This is a genomic window from Streptococcus sp. 27098_8_186 (genome assembly GCF_041432055.1).
GTDB classification, from domain to species: domain Bacteria; phylum Bacillota; class Bacilli; order Lactobacillales; family Streptococcaceae; genus Streptococcus; species Streptococcus dentalis.
Window position 1 is genome coordinate 14,787 of sequence record NZ_JAPVYV010000011.1, and the last position, 16,109, is coordinate 30,895.

At 43.9% G+C, this 16,109-nt stretch carries 11 protein-coding genes and 1 tRNA gene; 3 read left to right on the plus strand and 9 right to left on the minus strand.

The features are described 5' to 3' along the window. Positions 1-443: 443 nt before the first annotated feature. Together tsf and rpsB are read right to left on the minus strand one after the other, a co-directional pair. Complete coding sequence (tsf, locus tag O3602_RS09005; protein WP_003001949.1) at positions 444-1,484, minus strand: translation elongation factor Ts; 1,041 nt, start codon at positions 1,482-1,484, stop codon at positions 444-446. Between the two features lie 82 nt (positions 1,485-1,566). Next, a complete protein-coding gene (gene rpsB, locus O3602_RS09010) occupies positions 1,567-2,349 on the minus strand; it encodes a 30S ribosomal protein S2 (RefSeq protein WP_151379259.1) in 783 nt (260 codons plus the stop codon). Positions 2,350-2,602: 253 nt separating this feature from the next. Between rpsB and O3602_RS09015 the strand changes: the two genes are divergently transcribed. After that, positions 2,603-2,673, plus strand: a tRNA-Cys gene (locus O3602_RS09015). A 298-nt stretch (positions 2,674-2,971) separates the two neighbouring features. On the opposite strand, the gene nusG is transcribed toward O3602_RS09015, so the two are convergent. The 3 genes from nusG to rpmG all read right to left on the minus strand — a co-directional run bounded on the left by nusG (position 2,972) and on the right by rpmG (position 4,199). Further along, a complete protein-coding gene (gene nusG / locus O3602_RS09020; protein WP_003002077.1) occupies positions 2,972-3,508 on the minus strand; it encodes a transcription termination/antitermination protein NusG in 537 nt (178 codons plus the stop codon). A 352-nt stretch (positions 3,509-3,860) separates the two neighbouring features. Next, entirely contained in the window at positions 3,861-4,037 is a 177-nt protein-coding gene (secE, locus tag O3602_RS09025; protein WP_003002261.1) for a preprotein translocase subunit SecE, read from the minus strand. Positions 4,038-4,046: 9 nt separating this feature from the next. After that, a complete protein-coding gene (rpmG, locus tag O3602_RS09030) occupies positions 4,047-4,199 on the minus strand; it encodes a 50S ribosomal protein L33 (protein ID WP_003009043.1) in 153 nt (50 codons plus the stop codon). Between the two features lie 144 nt (positions 4,200-4,343). On the opposite strand from rpmG, the gene O3602_RS09035 reads away from it, so the two are divergent. Beyond that, entirely contained in the window at positions 4,344-5,255 is a 912-nt protein-coding gene (locus O3602_RS09035) for a neutral zinc metallopeptidase (protein ID WP_003002131.1), read from the plus strand. A 41-nt stretch (positions 5,256-5,296) separates the two neighbouring features. Here the strand turns inward: O3602_RS09035 and pbp2a are convergent, their stop codons facing one another. Then, the gene (gene pbp2a / locus O3602_RS09040) at positions 5,297-7,531 is read right to left on the minus strand and encodes a penicillin-binding protein PBP2A (protein WP_003012882.1); all 2,235 of its coding nucleotides are present in this window, start codon (positions 7,529-7,531) and stop codon (positions 5,297-5,299) included. Between the two features lie 103 nt (positions 7,532-7,634). On the opposite strand from pbp2a, the gene O3602_RS09045 reads away from it, so the two are divergent. Continuing rightward, positions 7,635-8,498 (plus strand): RluA family pseudouridine synthase, encoded by an 864-nt coding sequence (locus O3602_RS09045; RefSeq protein ID WP_003012729.1) that lies wholly within the window; start codon positions 7,635-7,637, stop codon positions 8,496-8,498. A gap of 305 nt (positions 8,499-8,803) precedes the next feature. Here the strand turns inward: O3602_RS09045 and O3602_RS09050 are convergent, their stop codons facing one another. The 3 genes from O3602_RS09050 to O3602_RS09060 all read right to left on the minus strand — a co-directional run bounded on the left by O3602_RS09050 (position 8,804) and on the right by O3602_RS09060 (position 16,103). Continuing rightward, positions 8,804-11,263 carry a GBS Bsp-like repeat-containing protein gene (locus O3602_RS09050; RefSeq protein WP_003012975.1) on the minus strand — a complete coding sequence of 820 codons (2,460 nt, stop codon included), beginning with the start codon at positions 11,261-11,263 and terminating at the stop codon, positions 8,804-8,806. Positions 11,264-11,407: 144 nt separating this feature from the next. Further along, complete coding sequence (locus O3602_RS09055) at positions 11,408-14,905, minus strand: GBS Bsp-like repeat-containing protein (RefSeq protein ID WP_371611521.1); 3,498 nt, start codon at positions 14,903-14,905, stop codon at positions 11,408-11,410. A 145-nt stretch (positions 14,906-15,050) separates the two neighbouring features. Continuing rightward, the gene (locus O3602_RS09060; RefSeq protein ID WP_371611522.1) at positions 15,051-16,103 is read right to left on the minus strand and encodes a galactofuranosyltransferase; all 1,053 of its coding nucleotides are present in this window, start codon (positions 16,101-16,103) and stop codon (positions 15,051-15,053) included. Positions 16,104-16,109: the final 6 nt, after the last annotated feature.

Here is a 16,109-nt window from a genome sequence, read left to right on the forward strand (position 1 = left end):
GAGTATAGACAAACTGTTTTTTTCAAATCTAATAAATTCTATAAAACAAAAAAATTTATTTATTAGAATTACTCAGTCATCTACTAAAACTTTCCGCTGTGAGAAAAGTGCTAGAAACTATCATGTTTCTAGCACTCGGGAGTTTTGGAAGTAAAACAGTTCGGGGAACTGTTTTAGCATGAGCCTAAAATTTGAAAAGCGAATGGATTCAAAACGAATTGAACACGGGCTGCGGATCGTGTCAAAAAGATAAGTCTTCCTAGAATCTAAAGATTCTGCATCAAACTTCCTATTTTGACTTTATCCGCGAACGCCCTTTGTATCTTAATTTAGTCATGGAACTTCTTTGAAGTTCGCTTACGTCCGTACTCACCTAAGGAAAGTTATTTAGATGAATTTATCTTACAAAAAAGAGGTTTCCTTCGAAACCTCTTTTTTTATTCTTAGTTGTTAAGAGCTGCTGCCATTGTAGCTGCAACTTCTGCTTCAAAGTCATTTGAAGCTTTTTCAATACCTTCACCAACTTCAAAACGAACGAATTCGATAACTGAAGCATTTACTGATTCAAGGTAAGCTTCCACTGTCTTGCTGTCATCCATGATGTAGACTTGTGCAAGAAGAGTGTAGGCTTGGTCAACTTTTGTGTTGTCCAAGAAGAAGCGATCCATTTTACCTGGGATGATTTTATCCCAGATTTTTTCTGGTTTACCTTCAGCTGCCAATTCAGCTTTAATATCTTCTTCAGCTTGAGCAACCACTTCGTCAGTCAATTGTGCTTTTGAACCGAATTTCAAGTGTGGAAGAGCTGGTTTACCAACCATTGCACGGCTTTCGTTATCTTGGTCGATGACGTGGTTCAATTGTGCCAATTCATCTTTCACGAATTGTTCATCCAATTCTTTATATGAAAGAACAGTTGGTTTCATTGCAGCAATGTGCATTGAGATTTGTTTAGCAAGTGCTTCGTCTCCACCTTCGATTACAGAGATAACACCGATACGTCCACCGTTGTGTTGGTAAGCACCGAAGTGTTGTGCATCTGTTTTTTCAAGCAAAGCAAAACGACGGAATGAAATTTTTTCACCGATTGTAGCTGTTGCAGATACGTATGCAGCTTCAAGAGTTTCACCTGAAGGCATTGTCAAAGCAAGAGCTTCTTCGTTGTTAGCTGGTTTACCTTCAGCGATCACTTTCGCTGTTGCGTTTACCAATTCAACGAATTGAGCGTTTTTCGCAACGAAGTCAGTTTCAGCGTTTACTTCAACTACTGCTGCAACGTTACCATTGACATAAACACCAGTCAAACCTTCAGCGGCAACACGGTCAGCTTTCTTAGCTGCTTTAGCCATACCTTTTTCGCGAAGCAATTCGATCGCTTTTTCGATATCACCTTCAACTTCAACCAATGCCTTTTTAGCGTCCATGACACCGGCACCAGATTTTTCACGCAATTCTTTTACAAGCTTAGCTGTAATTTCTGCCATTTTTGTTCTCCTATATTTTTTAATAAAATAAGAGGGTCGGGCTGAGCCCTGCCCTCTTAGGTTCGTTACTTATTGAATGAAATTAAGCGTTGTCGCCTTCTACAACTTCAACGATTTCTTCGATTGAATCAGCTTGACCATCAGTAGCTGCCAATTCTGCTTCTACTGTAGCAACACTGTCTTCACCTTGACGTCCTTCGATAACAGCGTCAGCCATTTTCGCAGTGATCAATTTAACAGCGCGGATAGCGTCATCGTTCGCTGGGATGATAACATCGATATCATCTGGGTCAGTGTTTGTGTCGACCATCGCTACAACTGGGATACCCAATTTCTTAGCTTCTTTAACAGCGATTTGTTCTTTATGTGGATCCACAACGTACATTACGTCTGGGATACGAGGCATGTCTTCGATACCGCCCAAGAATTTTTCAAGACGAGCGCGTTGTTTGTTCAACAATGCAACTTCTTTCTTAGGAAGAACTTCAAAAGTTCCATCTTCTTCCATGCGTTTGATTTCTTTCAAACGAGCGATACGTTTTTGGATTGTTCCCCAGTTAGTAAGAGTTCCACCCAACCAACGGTGGTTGATGAAGTATTGACCTGCACGAACAGCTTCTTCTGCAACAGCATCAGCAGCTTGTTTCTTAGTACCTACGAACAAGATGACTGCATCGTTTGCAGCTGCATCACGCATGAAGTCGTATGCTTGGTCTGCATATTTTACAGTTTGTTGCAAGTCGATCACGTGGATTCCGTTACGTTCTGTGAAGATGTACTTAGCCATCTTAGGGTTCCAGCGACGAGTTTGGTGACCGAAGTGTACACCAGCCTCAAGAAGTTGTTTCATTGAAATTACTGCCATGAGTAGTTTCTCCTTTTTTGTTTTTTTCTCCTCTCTCAGACGTCAACTTGCAGCACGACCACAAGGGCAACGGTGCCACAATGGATCCGAGATGAGTATTTGCTGTCTTAGACAACTCTATAAGTATAGCAGAAATCACTAGAATTCGCAAGTTATTTGAGAGATTTTTTCACCATTCTTCATCTACAATAATTTGAAGCAAAAAGTTTTTCTTGACCTATCTTGTTTTTTAGGTTACAATATTATATGTTATGGCGGTATAGCCAAGTGGTAAGGCACGGCTCTGCAAAAGCTTGATCGTCGGTTCAAATCCGTCTACCGCCTTGATAATAAAATTTTTTATCATCTTTTATCTTTTAAAAATTCCCCTAGCAATAGGGGTTTTTTGTTGCACTTTGGGTCCTTTCTTAATGATGGTTTTCCTAAAGCTCTCCTCTTCTATGCCAAGCACACCTCAAAAAATCCTAACAAATACTCTATGTAAACCAAGGTTCCCCTCAAAATGATAAAATCGTAATTGTCCTATCTGCTGCAACTATCAAGTACTTAAAAGTTATTTCCGATCTGAAATAACATCGAAGAAATGAACCCTCCAAGTTTTTCTTGGAGGGTTCTCGCTTTCTTACAATTCAGCAATTTGGTTCAAGTTTACTTCTGCAACCGTATCGTTACCGAACATAGAAATGACCATTTTCACCTTGTTGTTATCAATTTCAGTGATCTTACCAGTATAGTCTGTGAAAGCACCGTCGATGATGCGAACTGTATCGCCCACCTTGACATCCAAATCAAACTCTTGAACGGTTTGACCCATAGAGAGCAAGATGCTGCGGATTTCTTCTTCCAACAATGGAGTTGGTTTTGAACGGTTCCCGTGGGATCCAACGAAACCAGTAACGTTCGGTGTATTCCGAACAACAAACCAAGCTTCATCTGTCATGACCATTTCTACCAAGACATAACCTGGGAAGCGGTTTTCTTCGATTTCTTTTGTTTTACCGTTTTTCTCAACTTGTACGGTTTGAGTCGGAATCTCTACGCGCAAGATGTTTTCTAACATATTGTAAGTTTGCGCACGTTGCAAAAGATTCTCTTTTACCTTGTTTTCATATCCTGAGTAGGTTTGTAATACAAACCAGCCTTTATCAAAACTGTCCATTTGGGCATCCTTTCTTTCTGTTTAGCCTGCTCGAGCTTTTGTGAACACACTAAAAAAAGCCTCTTGGCTTTCCTTTTCCTAGCTTCATTATACCACATTTTGCAGGAATGCAAAGAGGTTTGCTGATTTATTTTTTAGAAAAGAGCACAAAAGTGGGAGTGCGAAAGAATTCCAAGAAATTTAAAGAGGTTGAAGAGGTTGAAAAGCGAACAAAGACTTAGGATACTTGCTTCGCAAGTTTTATCCGCCACCTCAAAGCAGTGCTTTGAGCAATCAGCCACTGCGTCTTGTAGTTATTCCTATCAAACATCAAAGGCTGGACAGTTTTTGCCCAGCCTCATGGCTTCTTTTCTTAAAAGAAATTGATCATGTGCAATAGGCCACGTGCAATGACTTTGTCGAATAAATAAATCAATGCAACAAAGAAAGCGGTGTACTCAATCACTGAGATAAAGTTTTTCCATCTTTCCTTGCGATTTGGCCAAGTTGTATCTTTTAGTAAGACGAAAATATCTTTAATGAATTTCACAACTCTCTCCTATCGTGTTTCTTTATGGATGGTATATTTGCTGCAATGTTTGCAGAATTTATTAACTTCTAAACGTGTTGGTTTTGGCGTCCCACTCAACTTAATGGAGTAATTGCGTGACCCACAAACCGTACACGCTAGACTTGCTTTTTTTAATGCCATAACGCCTCCGTTCACCTCATTATAGCAAGTTTTCCACGTTTTGACAAGGACAGAAAACCTTCTGTCAAGAAAAAAGTAAATCTAAAGCGTTATCACTCAGGTTTTCACTTCATTTTTGGTAAAATAAAATAAAAGGAGACGAATATGAAAAGTGATAACCTAAAAGAAAGTAGAAATATCGAAGACCGTCGAGGGCAAAGCTACTCCCAGTCTTCCGGTAACAGTAACCTTGGCGGGGGCATTTTACAAATTTTGCTATCGCCCGGAAGCTTCAAGAGTAAAATCATCATCATCCTTCTCATGGTTCTTCTAGGAGGGGGAGCTAGCCTTGGGGGTCTCTTTGGAAATGGGACTTCTTCTCAGCCTTACCAGTCCACCCAAGTCACGCGCACCAACAAGACCCATGTAGACGATGCAGATGCCCAGTTCGTCAGCAAAGTCCTTGGGACAACAGAAGATCATTGGCACAAGGTCTTTCAAGCCGAAGGACGGACCTACCAAGAGCCTAAGCTAGTCTTCTATACCGGACGGACAAAGACAGGCTGTGGGGTTGGGCAAGCATCGGCTGGTCCCTTCTACTGTCCAACCGACAAGAAAATTTATTTGGACATGAGCTTCTATAAGGAATTGACAAGCAAATACAAGGCCAGCGGGGACTTTGCCATGGCCTACGTCATCGCCCACGAAGTCGGCCACCACGTACAAAATGAGCTGGGCATCCTTGGCAAATACCATCGTATGCAGCAAGGACTTTCTGAAAAGGAACGAAATGCCATCAGCGTCCGCATCGAGCTGCAAGCCGACTATCTAGCAGGTGTCTGGGCCCGTTCCATTCAAGACCGAAACCTTCTAGATATCGGTGATATCGAAGAAGCCATGAATGCGGCCCATGCGGTCGGTGACGACACTCTCCAGGAGCAAGCTTACGGCTACTCGGTGCCAGATAGCTTTACCCATGGAACTTCAGAGCAACGCATGCGCTGGTTCAAACGGGGCTACCAGTACGGAGATTTGCAACACGGCGATACCTTTAGCTTGTCAGATAGTGAACTTTAAATACAAAACGATTCAGAAGAATTTCTGAATCGTTTTTTTGATTAGAAACCAAGCCAGCCTTTGAAGGTATCCCAAGCGTTTTTCGCTTTTCCTGGGATATCGGCTTCGTCGATTGCTTTTTTCGCATCATCGACCATATTCGATGCCTTCTCTTTGACATCCTCAAAGAAACCTTTGTCTTCTTTGCTATCTGTTTCTGTAGTTTCTTCTCCGACTGGCGCAATACCATTTTCAGCATAGGAGTTCTTCACCGAGTCAAACTGAGTACCGTCTGTATAAGGCAGGACACTGCTTGCGACATTACGAAAGATCTCCGACGCCGTTCCAGCACTACTATCGGTTAGGTAATGACCTTCATCGGTCGTTGGGAAACCAAGCCATTGACTGATGACAACATCTGGCGTGTAGCCGATTACCCATTGGTCTCCAGAGAGGTCCTTGTTAAAGCTGGTCTCTGTCGTACCAGTTTTTCCTGCCATAGTATAACCATATGGTGCAGCGTTGACCCCCGTACCATTACTGAAGGTTCCCAGCATCATATTGGTCATCTTATCCGTTGTGGATCCACTAAGCACCCGTGTTGATTTCTGACTGTGGCTCTTGACGACCTGGCCACTTGCATTTTCAATCTTGGTAATGAGATGGGCATCATTCATGACCCCTCCATTGGCGAAGGTTCCATAAGCTTGTGCCATCTGCATTGGATTGGTTGTCACACCGGCTCCCAAGGCAACGGCAAGCGACTTGTCCACCTTGTCCATGTTGAGCCCGAATTTTTTCCCGTATTCAAAGACCGTATCGAGACCCAATTCATTCGCCGTTGCTACGGCTGGAAGGTTAAGGGATTCTGCCAAAGCCTGGTACATCGGTACCGTTGGGCTCGACTGGATCCCCGCATAGTTATTAACCTCATAGCTTCCATATTGGGTGGTACTATTGTCCAATTCCTTATTGGTCGACCAACCTTCAGCAACAGCTGGGCTATAGACGACTAAAGGTTTGATGGTTGATCCCGGACTACGGGCAGCCTGGGTAGCGTAGTTGTAGGTACGGAAACCTGGATTTTGATCGCTTCCGACACGCCCTACGAGAGCCCGAACCCCTCCGGTTTTAGGATCGAGGGCGACACTACCAGATTCTGCGCGCGTGCCGTCTTCCGCTACTGGGAAGAGGGCCGTATTGTCATAGATCACCTGCATGCTTGCTTGGTAATTCTGATCCAGCTCGGTGTAGATCCGGTAGCCATTTTTGACAATGTCTTCTTCGGTCAAGCCGTATTTATTGACCGCTTCATTGATAACCGCATCAAAATAGGATGGGTAGCGGTAATCCTCCGACTTGCCTTCATAGGCATCGACCAGCTGGCCATGGATATCGACAGCAGCAGACTGATCAGCTGTTTTCTGGTCAATATAGCCAGCTGCCACCATATTTTGGAGGACAGTATTGCGGCGATTGGTCGCATTCTCTACCGAATAGAGCGGGTTATAGATTTCAGGCCCCTTGAGCATACCGGCGAGTACCGCGGACTGATCCAGGCTTAATTGACTAGCTGAAACCCCAAAATACTTCTTGGAAGCATCCTCAATTCCCCAAACCCCATTTCCAAAATAGGCATTGTTGAGGTACATGGTGAGGATCTCTTTTTTACTGTATTTCTTATTGATTTCAAGCGCTAGGAAGAATTCCTTGGCCTTGCGTTCCACCGTCTGATCCTGAGACAGATAAGCATTCTTGGCTAGCTGCTGGGTGATAGTCGAACCACCACCTGAGCGACCCAGGGTCAAAATCGCTAAGAAGAAGCGACCATAGTTGATCCCGTTATTCTTGTAAAAGCTCCGGTCCTCTGTTGCAACCACGGCATTTTGCAGATTCTCACTAATGGCATCGAGTTCGACATAGGTTCCTTTTTGCCCGGTCAAACTTCCCGCCTGGTCCCCATTCTTATCATAGATAATGGTGGTCGCCTTCAGTGCACTCTGCAAATCCTTGACGTTGGTCGTCTTAGCGAGGTAGAAGAGATAGCCCCCTGTCAAGAGGCTAAAGCCTAGCCCAATGATCAGGAGAATCTTGGTCAAATGGAAGCGGCGCCAAAAACGACGGAAGGGGTGCTGAGAGAGGGGCTTGCTTCTGTGCTTGCCTGAGCGACTATAGGTTGGCTCTACTGTCTCTTCCTGTAGTTCTGTTTCTGGCACTTCTTCTGCCACCGCTTTTGGGGGATGATCCTTTCTAAAAAAAGTGATCAGGTTTTCAAATAATTCTTTTATTCTATTCATATCTGTTATTTTAACACCTTATCCTTGTCCTAGCAAGAAAAGATCGCTCATCCCCTTCTCCCATTTAGTTTTCTTTAAGCTTAGATTTTGCTACAATAGGGTCATGAACTATCAATTTACCATCCCACAATCCTTTCCCCAGATGACTGTGAAAGAGCTGCTTGAGGACTACTTCCTCATTCCCCGTAAGATCCGGCATTTTTTACGAACCAAGAAGCACGTCTTGGTCAATGGCGAGACCATCAACTGGCAGAGCCCCGTTCAAAAAGGAGACCAGATCCAGCTGATCTTTGACACAGATGATTACCCTGAAAAAGAGCTCCCAGCCGGAGACCCGAGTCTCGTCGAAGAACTCTATCAGGATGAGCATGTCATCATCGTTAATAAGCCTGAAGGCATGAAAACCCATGCCAATGAGCCGACAGAAATTGCTCTTCTCAACCATGTTTCCAGCTATGTTGGATCCACCTGCTACGTCGTGCACCGCCTAGACAAGGAAACCAGCGGGGCGATTTTATTTGCCAAAAATCCTTTTATCCTACCCATTCTCAACCGCATTTTGGAAGATAAAAAAATCCAACGTGAGTACTGGGCCTTGATCCAAGGAAGTTTAGCGCAAAAGGCCCTTATCTACAAGGATAAAATTGGACGCGATCGCCACGATCGGCGCAAGCGCCTGGTCGATCCACGCAAGGGGCAGTACGCAGAAACCCAGGTGACGCAATTGAAAAAAATCGGGCGAAACAGCCTGGTCAAATGCCAGCTCAAGACGGGGCGTACTCATCAGATCCGAGTTCATCTCTCCCATCATGGACACCCGATTGTCGGGGATCCTCTCTATAACCCTGAACGCGGAGAGCGACTCATGCTCCATGCTCACCGCTTGACCTTTACCAATCCATTAACCCTTGAAACCATCCAAGTCGAAGCCCCTTCCAAGAGTTTTGAAGAAGGGTTGAAAGATTGAAAAAAAGAAGCCATAGGGCTTCTTTGGAGAATGTAAACAAACCGTTGTTATAGACAACCTAATAACTTCCATTAAGACAAAAAATTTTATTGCTTAGAGTTATTCAATCATCTTCTGAAACTTTCCGCCGTGAGAAAAGTGCTAGAAACAATAGTGTTTCTAGCACTCGGAATTATTGAGACCTTAGGCTCAATAATTAGTCATGGAACTTCTTTGAAGTTCGCTGACGTCCGTACTCACCTAAGGAAAGTTTTTAGAATGACTTTGTCTTCATTCAAAAAAGAAGCCACAGGCTTCTTTTTTTATTATTGATAGCGAGGGGTTGCAAATCCACGAATATTGCCATGGCCGATCCGGTAGGTATTGCGACGGACTTGGTTGTTGGAGTTTCCTTCAATGGTATGAATGATCCCATTTGAGACGCTTTCGACAATTCCGATGTGATCCGCAAAGCCGTTATTTGGCTGGCTATTTTGATCCCAGTTAAAGGTGATGATATCCCCTGCTTTTGGTGTAGAGGCACCATTTTCATTCCAAATGCCCAAGCGTTTGAAGATCTGAATGTGACGTTCAACTCCACATTCACGACCAATCAAACCGCTCAAACCTTCCCGCTGGAAGACTGTTGTGACAAAGATATCACACCAATCATCGGTCGTTTTCACTGCATACCCCACTGGAAGTGGTTTGACACTGTTATAATCATTAACCAATTGATGGTGAGCTGCGGTACCGCCACGAACGCCAACTAGACTAGCTGCTGCCCGTAAGACACGGTCCCGTTGCCCATTCGGCACACGAGGACTAAAAGCAGTTTGATCTGCTGTTACACGAGGATGGAGGGCTGTTTGACCAAGGTTAAATCCTTCAACACCACCATCGACATAATCTACATAGACGTGAGTGGTGTAGTTTCCCTGTTGATACTGGTGATTGGCTGTAGAAACTTGCACTTCTGTGTGCATACCAGAAGGTGCTGTTGCATACCAGAAAAGATTTTCTTGATGTGCTTTAGACCAGACAGCAACACGGATATTCTTAATCCGGCGTCCCTGAGGCGCTTGATCCACCGTTACCGTATAGGTTCCAGCACCAGAATTAACATTCTTGATCCCTGTTTGTGTCTTTGTCTTAGCATTTCGGAATTCGACTTCTGTAGTCGTTGTTCCAACACCCACACGAGAGCCATCATTTTGGATGTAGTAGAGGTGGATATGGTACTTACCAGTAGAGTTCTTATGATCGCTCGCTTTGATGGATACCTTGTAGTCTCCATTTGATTGGCGAGTCGCTTCATACCAGCGAATATCGTCTTGACCGTCCTTATCAGACCAAGTTGGGACTTGGACTGTTCGCACACCTTTAGGGCTGTAGACATCCTTAATGATGACGTCAAAAGTCCCCGTATCCTTGTTGTTGTTTTGAATAATAAGATTGCCAGTTGGACGAGATTGATTTTTGAAATCAATAAAGGCTTTTTTGACAAACTTGTTTTGACCCTTGGCATCCACATAGAAAACTTGCGCTTCATACTTGCCATCGGCATTTTCGTGATCACTAGCTTTCGCAGTCACTGTGTAGGAACCATCTGCTTGGCGAGTCGGAGTGTACCAGACAATGTCTTTCATGCCATTCGCATGAGACCAGAATGGAATCTTCACTTCCTTATAGCCATCGAAACCTTGAAGATTCTTGGCAGTAATCGTGAAGGTGCCCTCTTTTTCTGATTTTTTTATGGTCAAATCAGCAGATGGTTTGGGAGCTGTATAATCAACAAAGGCCTTTTTCACAAACTTGTTTCGACCTTGGGCGTCCACATAGAAGACTTGCGCCTCATACTTGCCATCAGCGTTTTCGTGGTCATTTGCTTTCGCAGTTACAGTGTATGAACCATCTGCTTGACGCGTCGGAGTGTACCAGACAATGTCTTTCATACCATTGGCATGAGACCAGAATGGAATCTTCACTTCTTTATAACCATCGAATCCTTGGAGATTCTTAGCGGTGATTGTGAAGGTACCCTCTTTTTCTGATTTCGTAATGGTCAGATCAGCAGATGGTTTGGGAGCTGTATAATCAATAAAGGCCTTTTTCACAAACTTGTTTTGACCTTGAGCATCTACATAGAAAACTTGCGCCTCGTACTTGCCATCAGCATTTTCGTGAGCACTCGCTTTAGCTGTTACGGTATATGAACCATCTGCTTGACGAGTCGGAGTGTACCAGACAATGTCTTTCATGCCATTGGCATGAGACCAGAATGGAATCTTCACTTCTTTATAACCATCGAATCCTTGGAGATTCTTAGCTGTGATAGTAAAAGTACCTTCTTCTGACTCTGATTTTTTAATATTCAAATCTGCAGAAACCGGAGAATCCTGTTGAGGGACACTCTCATTTCTCGCTTCTACCACCCGTGCCCGTGCGCCATAGGGAGCGCGACTAGCTCCCACAGCAGGTGCTGGATTCTCTGATACAACCTTGTCGCTAGTTCCCTTATCAAAAGACGGGTTATTGCCAACAGTCGGTGTGACAGGTGCTGTCTCTGTTACAACAGATTTTTCTGTCTGAACTGCTTGATCAGTTTTCACCCCATCGGTTGCAATATTCTGAGTTTCTGATACCGTTGTTGTTTTCAAAACGACAGCTGAAGTATTTTCTGAGGTTTGATCGGCTGCGACTTGCTCATCTGCCTTGACCTGTTGTGTCGAAAAGGCTAATAAAACCGCTGCCCCAGCATAAACAATAAGATCTTTCTTTTTCATTTAACTTCCCTTACATTTTTTTATACGGATTCTACCCACATAGTAGTATTATAGCACAAATCGCCAGATCACGAAACAACTTCATTAGAAGATTTTATCCTGTTTTTAAAGAAAACAGAAGGCCAGATTGGCCTTCTGATTAGCTTATGCAAAAATAGAGAAGAAAGGTGCTCCGAGCTTGTTATCCATTGGGTCTTTACTCTTAATAGAGTGGAGATAATTGATCGAATACCAGCCGTTGTTGCCACTATTATATGGATCACGGACATAGGTTCTACCATTATCATAGCCATGCAAGACCAACTCATGGGTATAAGGATCACTGGTGAATTGGCTATTGCCTACCGCAGCAAGTACATGCTTGCCAGCCATGAGGGCTTCTGCAATACCTCCAGCTCCATTAACCAATTGGCTCTTCAAGCCCCAGTCACGAGTGGCAGCTACAATCCCATCAGAATCTGTTCCTGCTTCACCTTTGTTGAATGAATCAGTATTGTTGTAGAGATAATCAGCTACTGTTGTTGGCAAAATAGTTCTACCAAGGATATCTGTGAAAGTCATAGCAAGAGAGGTTGGTACACAACCTGACTGATCGACATTGCTCACACCGTAATATTTCCCAGCCCAACGAGGATCACGTTGAGAATAATAGGTTGTTCGTGGATTCACCTTTTGATTTCGTGGAGACAAGGCTGTTTGACCGAGGTTAAAGCCTTCAACTCCCCCATCTTTGTAGTCCACATAGACGTGAGTAGTATAGTTGCCTGCTTCATTACCGTGATTATTAGCAGAAACTGTGATCTCTGTGTGCATACCTGTCGGCGTTGCAGAATACCAGTAAAGATTTTCTTGATGAGCTTTAGACCAAGCGGCGACACGAATGTTCTTAATCTGACGCCCCTGAGGGGCTTGATCTACAGCTACTGTATAAGTCCCGTTCGTTGCATTGACATTCTTGATAGAAGCTTGCGTCTTGGTCATGGCATTTCGGAACTCCACGTCTGTAGTCGTGGTACCAATACCAATCCGAGAACCATCATTTTGAATGTAGTAAAGGTGAACATGGTACTTACCAGTAGAGTTCTTGTGATCGCTCGCTTTGATGGATACCTTATAATCTCCGTTCGCTTGACGAGTCGCTTCGTACCAGCGGAGATCATCCTGTCCATCCTTATCCGACCAAGTAGGGACTTGAACAGTCCGTACGCCTTTAGGACTATAGACATCCTTGATGACGACGTCAAAAGTACCCGTATCCCTATTGTTGTTTTGGATCAAGAGAGTGCCGGTTGGACGAGATTGATTTTTGTAATCAATAAAGGCTTTCTTGACAAACTTGTTTTGGCCTTGAGCGTCCACATAGAAGACTTGCGCTTCGTACTGGCCATCAGCGTTTTCGTGGTCACTCGCTTTGGCCGTTACGGTATATGAACCGTCTGCTTGGCGAGTCGGAGTGTACCAGATAATGTCTTTCATCCCATTGGCTTGAGACCAGAATGGAATCTTCACTTCTTTGTAGCCATCGAAACCTTGAAGGTTCTTAGCCGTAATGGTGAAGGTACCATCTTTTTCTGATTTTGTAATGGTCAGATCAGCAGATGGTTTAGAAGCTGTGTAATCGATAAAGGCCTTTTTCACAAACTTGTTTTTGCCTTGAGCATCTACATAGAAGACCTGTGCTTCGTACTTGCCATCGGCATTTTCGTGGTCACTCGCTTTGGCTGTTACGGTATAAGAACCGTCTGCTTGACGAGTCGGAGTGTACCAGATGATATCCTTCATCCCATTGGCATGAGACCAGAATGGAATCTTCACTTCTTTATAGCCTTCAAAACCTTGGAGGTTCTTAGCCGTAATGGTGAAGGTACCATCTTTTTCTGATTTTGTAATAGTCAGATCAGCTGCAACAGCGTTGGCCAGTTTTGTCGCTGTATAATCGGTAAAAGCCTTTTTCACAAATTTGTTTTGACCTTGGGCATCTACATAGAAGACTTGCGCTTCGTACTTGCCATCAGCATTTTCATGATCACTGGCTTTGGCTGTTACGGTATAAGAACCATCTGCTTGACGAGTCGGAGTGTACCAGATAATGTCTTTCATCCCATTAGCATGAGACCAGAATGGAATCTTCACTTCCTTGTAGCCTTCGAAACCTTGAAGATTTTTAGCCGTAATGGTAAAGGTACCGTTTTTTTCTGATTTTACAATAGTCAGATCCGCTGAAACCGGAGTCTGATTTTTCTTTCCAATGGCTACTGTCGTCGTTGTTCCACCTACACCCGTCAATTGTCCATTATTCTGAACATAGTACAGGTGGACATTGTAAAGACCGGTTGAGTTTTTATGGTCCGCTGCTTTTACATTGACGGTATAGGTCCCGTTTGCTTGACGGTTGGCTGTATACCAAACAAGGTCATCTTGACCACCTGTTTCTGACCAGATTGGGACAGAAACTGTTCGAACTCCATTTGGCGCCTTAACATTTGAGATGACAACGTCAAAGCGTCCCGCCATGGTATCGTTATTGACAATGTTAATTTTCCCACTTAAGCTACCTTCTGTCGGGTCTGCTGCAGGTTTTGCGTTCGCTGTAAAGCGACCTGTATAGTCCACACTGTGGTCAAATAGGTGTTTTCCTGGAAGCAATTCCGCTTGAGAAGTGAACTGCCACGCGCCAGCTTTCCCATTGTAACGCAAGCTTTTCGCATCGTTTACAGACAGTTTTGGAGAAGGATATTGGGCAACCCAGAAATTCTGAAGCCCAAATTGAGCGGTGTTGACAGGACCTTTCTTGCGAAGGTTGTTTTCATCCAACCAGCTGGCACTGGTGTAGAACATCAAGTTGGTGTAGCCATTTTTACGCATTTCGTCAGCCCAGGCTTGGGTGTTGCGATTAATGTTTGGCTGCATCTTGGCATCCTCAAAGTCATTGACCATGAGGGTATTCTTTGGCAAACTCAAACGTTGTGCAGCTGCAATATAGAACCGCGCTTCTGCACGCGCTGCTTCCTCAGAAGTATAGCGTGAGAAGTGGTAGGTCGACACTTGTAGACCCGCAGCTTGTGCATTACGAATTTGGTTCTCCGCGTTTGGGTTCTTGTACCAAGTGTCTTCTGTCAATTTGACAACGACACCGCCCACACCTTTATTAGCTAGGGTACGGTAGTCTCCAATACTAATGTCACCGTTATGGCTACTCACATCAACGAATGATTTTGGCTGAACCGCCACATCTGTTGAACGACCAGCTGGAGCGTGAGCGCCTGTGTTAAAGAAGGTCGTGCTTCCTGAATCAGACGGAAGAGGAGTTTCTTCTTTCTCAGTAGTCGATGCTTCTGTAGCCTTCTCTACAGATGGGGTCCCACTTTCTGAAGCTGCGGCCTTGCTCACAGGTGCCACAGCTGGTTCGGTCACAGTTGCTGGTGCTGCATAGTTGCTTGCGACAGGTGCTACTGACTTTTCAGCGACAGGTGCTACTGACTTTTCAGCAACGGCTACTTCTGGCGCTTTTTCAGCTTGGACTTGGTTGCCTTCAGTAGTAGTGGCCTCATTTAAAACCAGCTCATCTGCACTGACTCCCTGAGCAAATACAGCCATCAAGACTGCCGCTCCGGCATAAAAAATAAGATCTTTCTTCTTCATATAAACTTCCCTTTATACAAATTTTATACGTTAATCATTTTACCACACGGTTTCAGCGATGAAAAGTTTTATAAGGCAAATTTTTAAAATTAGTGATATTTTTTAAAAAAAACTAAAAAAGAAGTCCGTCTGACTTCTTTTGATCTTATGATAAATGTTTTAAGGCTGTCTTTAAGTAGTGACCATCTCTGATTTCCTGACCAACACGCTTGGCATTGTCCACCAAGGTTTGGTAATCAGCGTCTGAAAGATTGTCGATTGTCTCCTTCAAATCATAGAGCGACTCTACTGCAATCCCACAGCCCTTCTCAAGCACAAAATGAGACAAGGCTGACTGTTTCCAAACCACAAGTGGGAATCCTGAGGCCAAGTACAGTGATGCTTTATGAGAGTTGTTATAGCGAAGGTACTCGCCAAAGACACCACTACAGGTTTCAGCACTATCACCATCCCAGACAAGACCAAAACCCCCCTCAAGGGCCGCAGGAAGCTCATCCGGTAGGAAGGAGCCAAAGTAAGTTTCATTCTCTAAAGCTCTACTCTCATCAAAACCAACACCATAGAGATTATAGGCAGGTTCTGCAGGAAGAGCATAGAGATAACCAGCTTTTTCTTGTGCCAAATTACCAGCCACAATAATTGGCTGATTCTTAGTTAGACCAGTCTTCTCTTGGAAATTTGGAATCAAATAGTCGAAAATGCCAAGGCTAACAATCTTATCTTCCGCTATCCCTTTATCCACCAAGATAGATTTCATAACTGGATTGTGAGCGATGATCCCATCAGCTGCTTTGAGAAAACTTGCTTCTTGAAGGTACATCCGAATTCTGTGTTTTAAAGGCAGTGAAGTCATGTTGGCATGGCGAAGCACTTCTAGGTCATGAATCAAAAGATAGACTTTAATCCCTCTTATTTGCGCTTTTTTGACCAAATGGGTGGAGAAAAAGCTATGGTGAAGCATTGGAAACTGGATCAACAACTCATCTCCTTGCTTTAGTTGATCCAAGGCTTGTCCAAAAGCCTTTGCCTTATGGCGTTGAGCCGCAAGGGTACTCATCTGATACCAATTGTCGACGGAAAGGACCAAGGGATGATAGCCTTCTTCTTTCACAATACTTTCTACGTCATTGCGTGCTTTATTTCCCGCGTTCTTTGCGTTGACATCATGCAGGAATTCTTCTTTTAAGTAGTATTTCATAGATTA

Excerpts from the sequence above, each read along its gene's own strand:
- O3602_RS09055 (WP_371611521.1), bottom strand. The coding sequence starts at position 14,905 with ATGAAGAAGAAAGATCTTATTTTTTATGCCGGAGCGGCAGTCTTGATG.
- rpsB (WP_151379259.1), bottom strand. The coding sequence starts at position 2,349 with ATGGCAGTAATTTCAATGAAACAACTTCTTGAGGCTGGTGTACACTTC.
- nusG (WP_003002077.1), bottom strand. The coding sequence starts at position 3,508 with ATGGACAGTTTTGATAAAGGCTGGTTTGTATTACAAACCTACTCAGGA.
- pbp2a (WP_003012882.1), bottom strand. The coding sequence starts at position 7,531 with ATGAATAGAATAAAAGAATTATTTGAAAACCTGATCACTTTTTTTAGA.
- O3602_RS09035 (WP_003002131.1), top strand. The coding sequence starts at position 4,344 with ATGAAAAGTGATAACCTAAAAGAAAGTAGAAATATCGAAGACCGTCGA.
- O3602_RS09045 (WP_003012729.1), top strand. The coding sequence starts at position 7,635 with ATGAACTATCAATTTACCATCCCACAATCCTTTCCCCAGATGACTGTG.
- tsf (WP_003001949.1), bottom strand. The coding sequence starts at position 1,484 with ATGGCAGAAATTACAGCTAAGCTTGTAAAAGAATTGCGTGAAAAATCT.
- rpmG (WP_003009043.1), bottom strand. The coding sequence starts at position 4,199 with ATGGCATTAAAAAAAGCAAGTCTAGCGTGTACGGTTTGTGGGTCACGC.
- O3602_RS09050 (WP_003012975.1), bottom strand. The coding sequence starts at position 11,263 with ATGAAAAAGAAAGATCTTATTGTTTATGCTGGGGCAGCGGTTTTATTA.
- O3602_RS09060 (WP_371611522.1), bottom strand. The coding sequence starts at position 16,103 with ATGAAATACTACTTAAAAGAAGAATTCCTGCATGATGTCAACGCAAAG.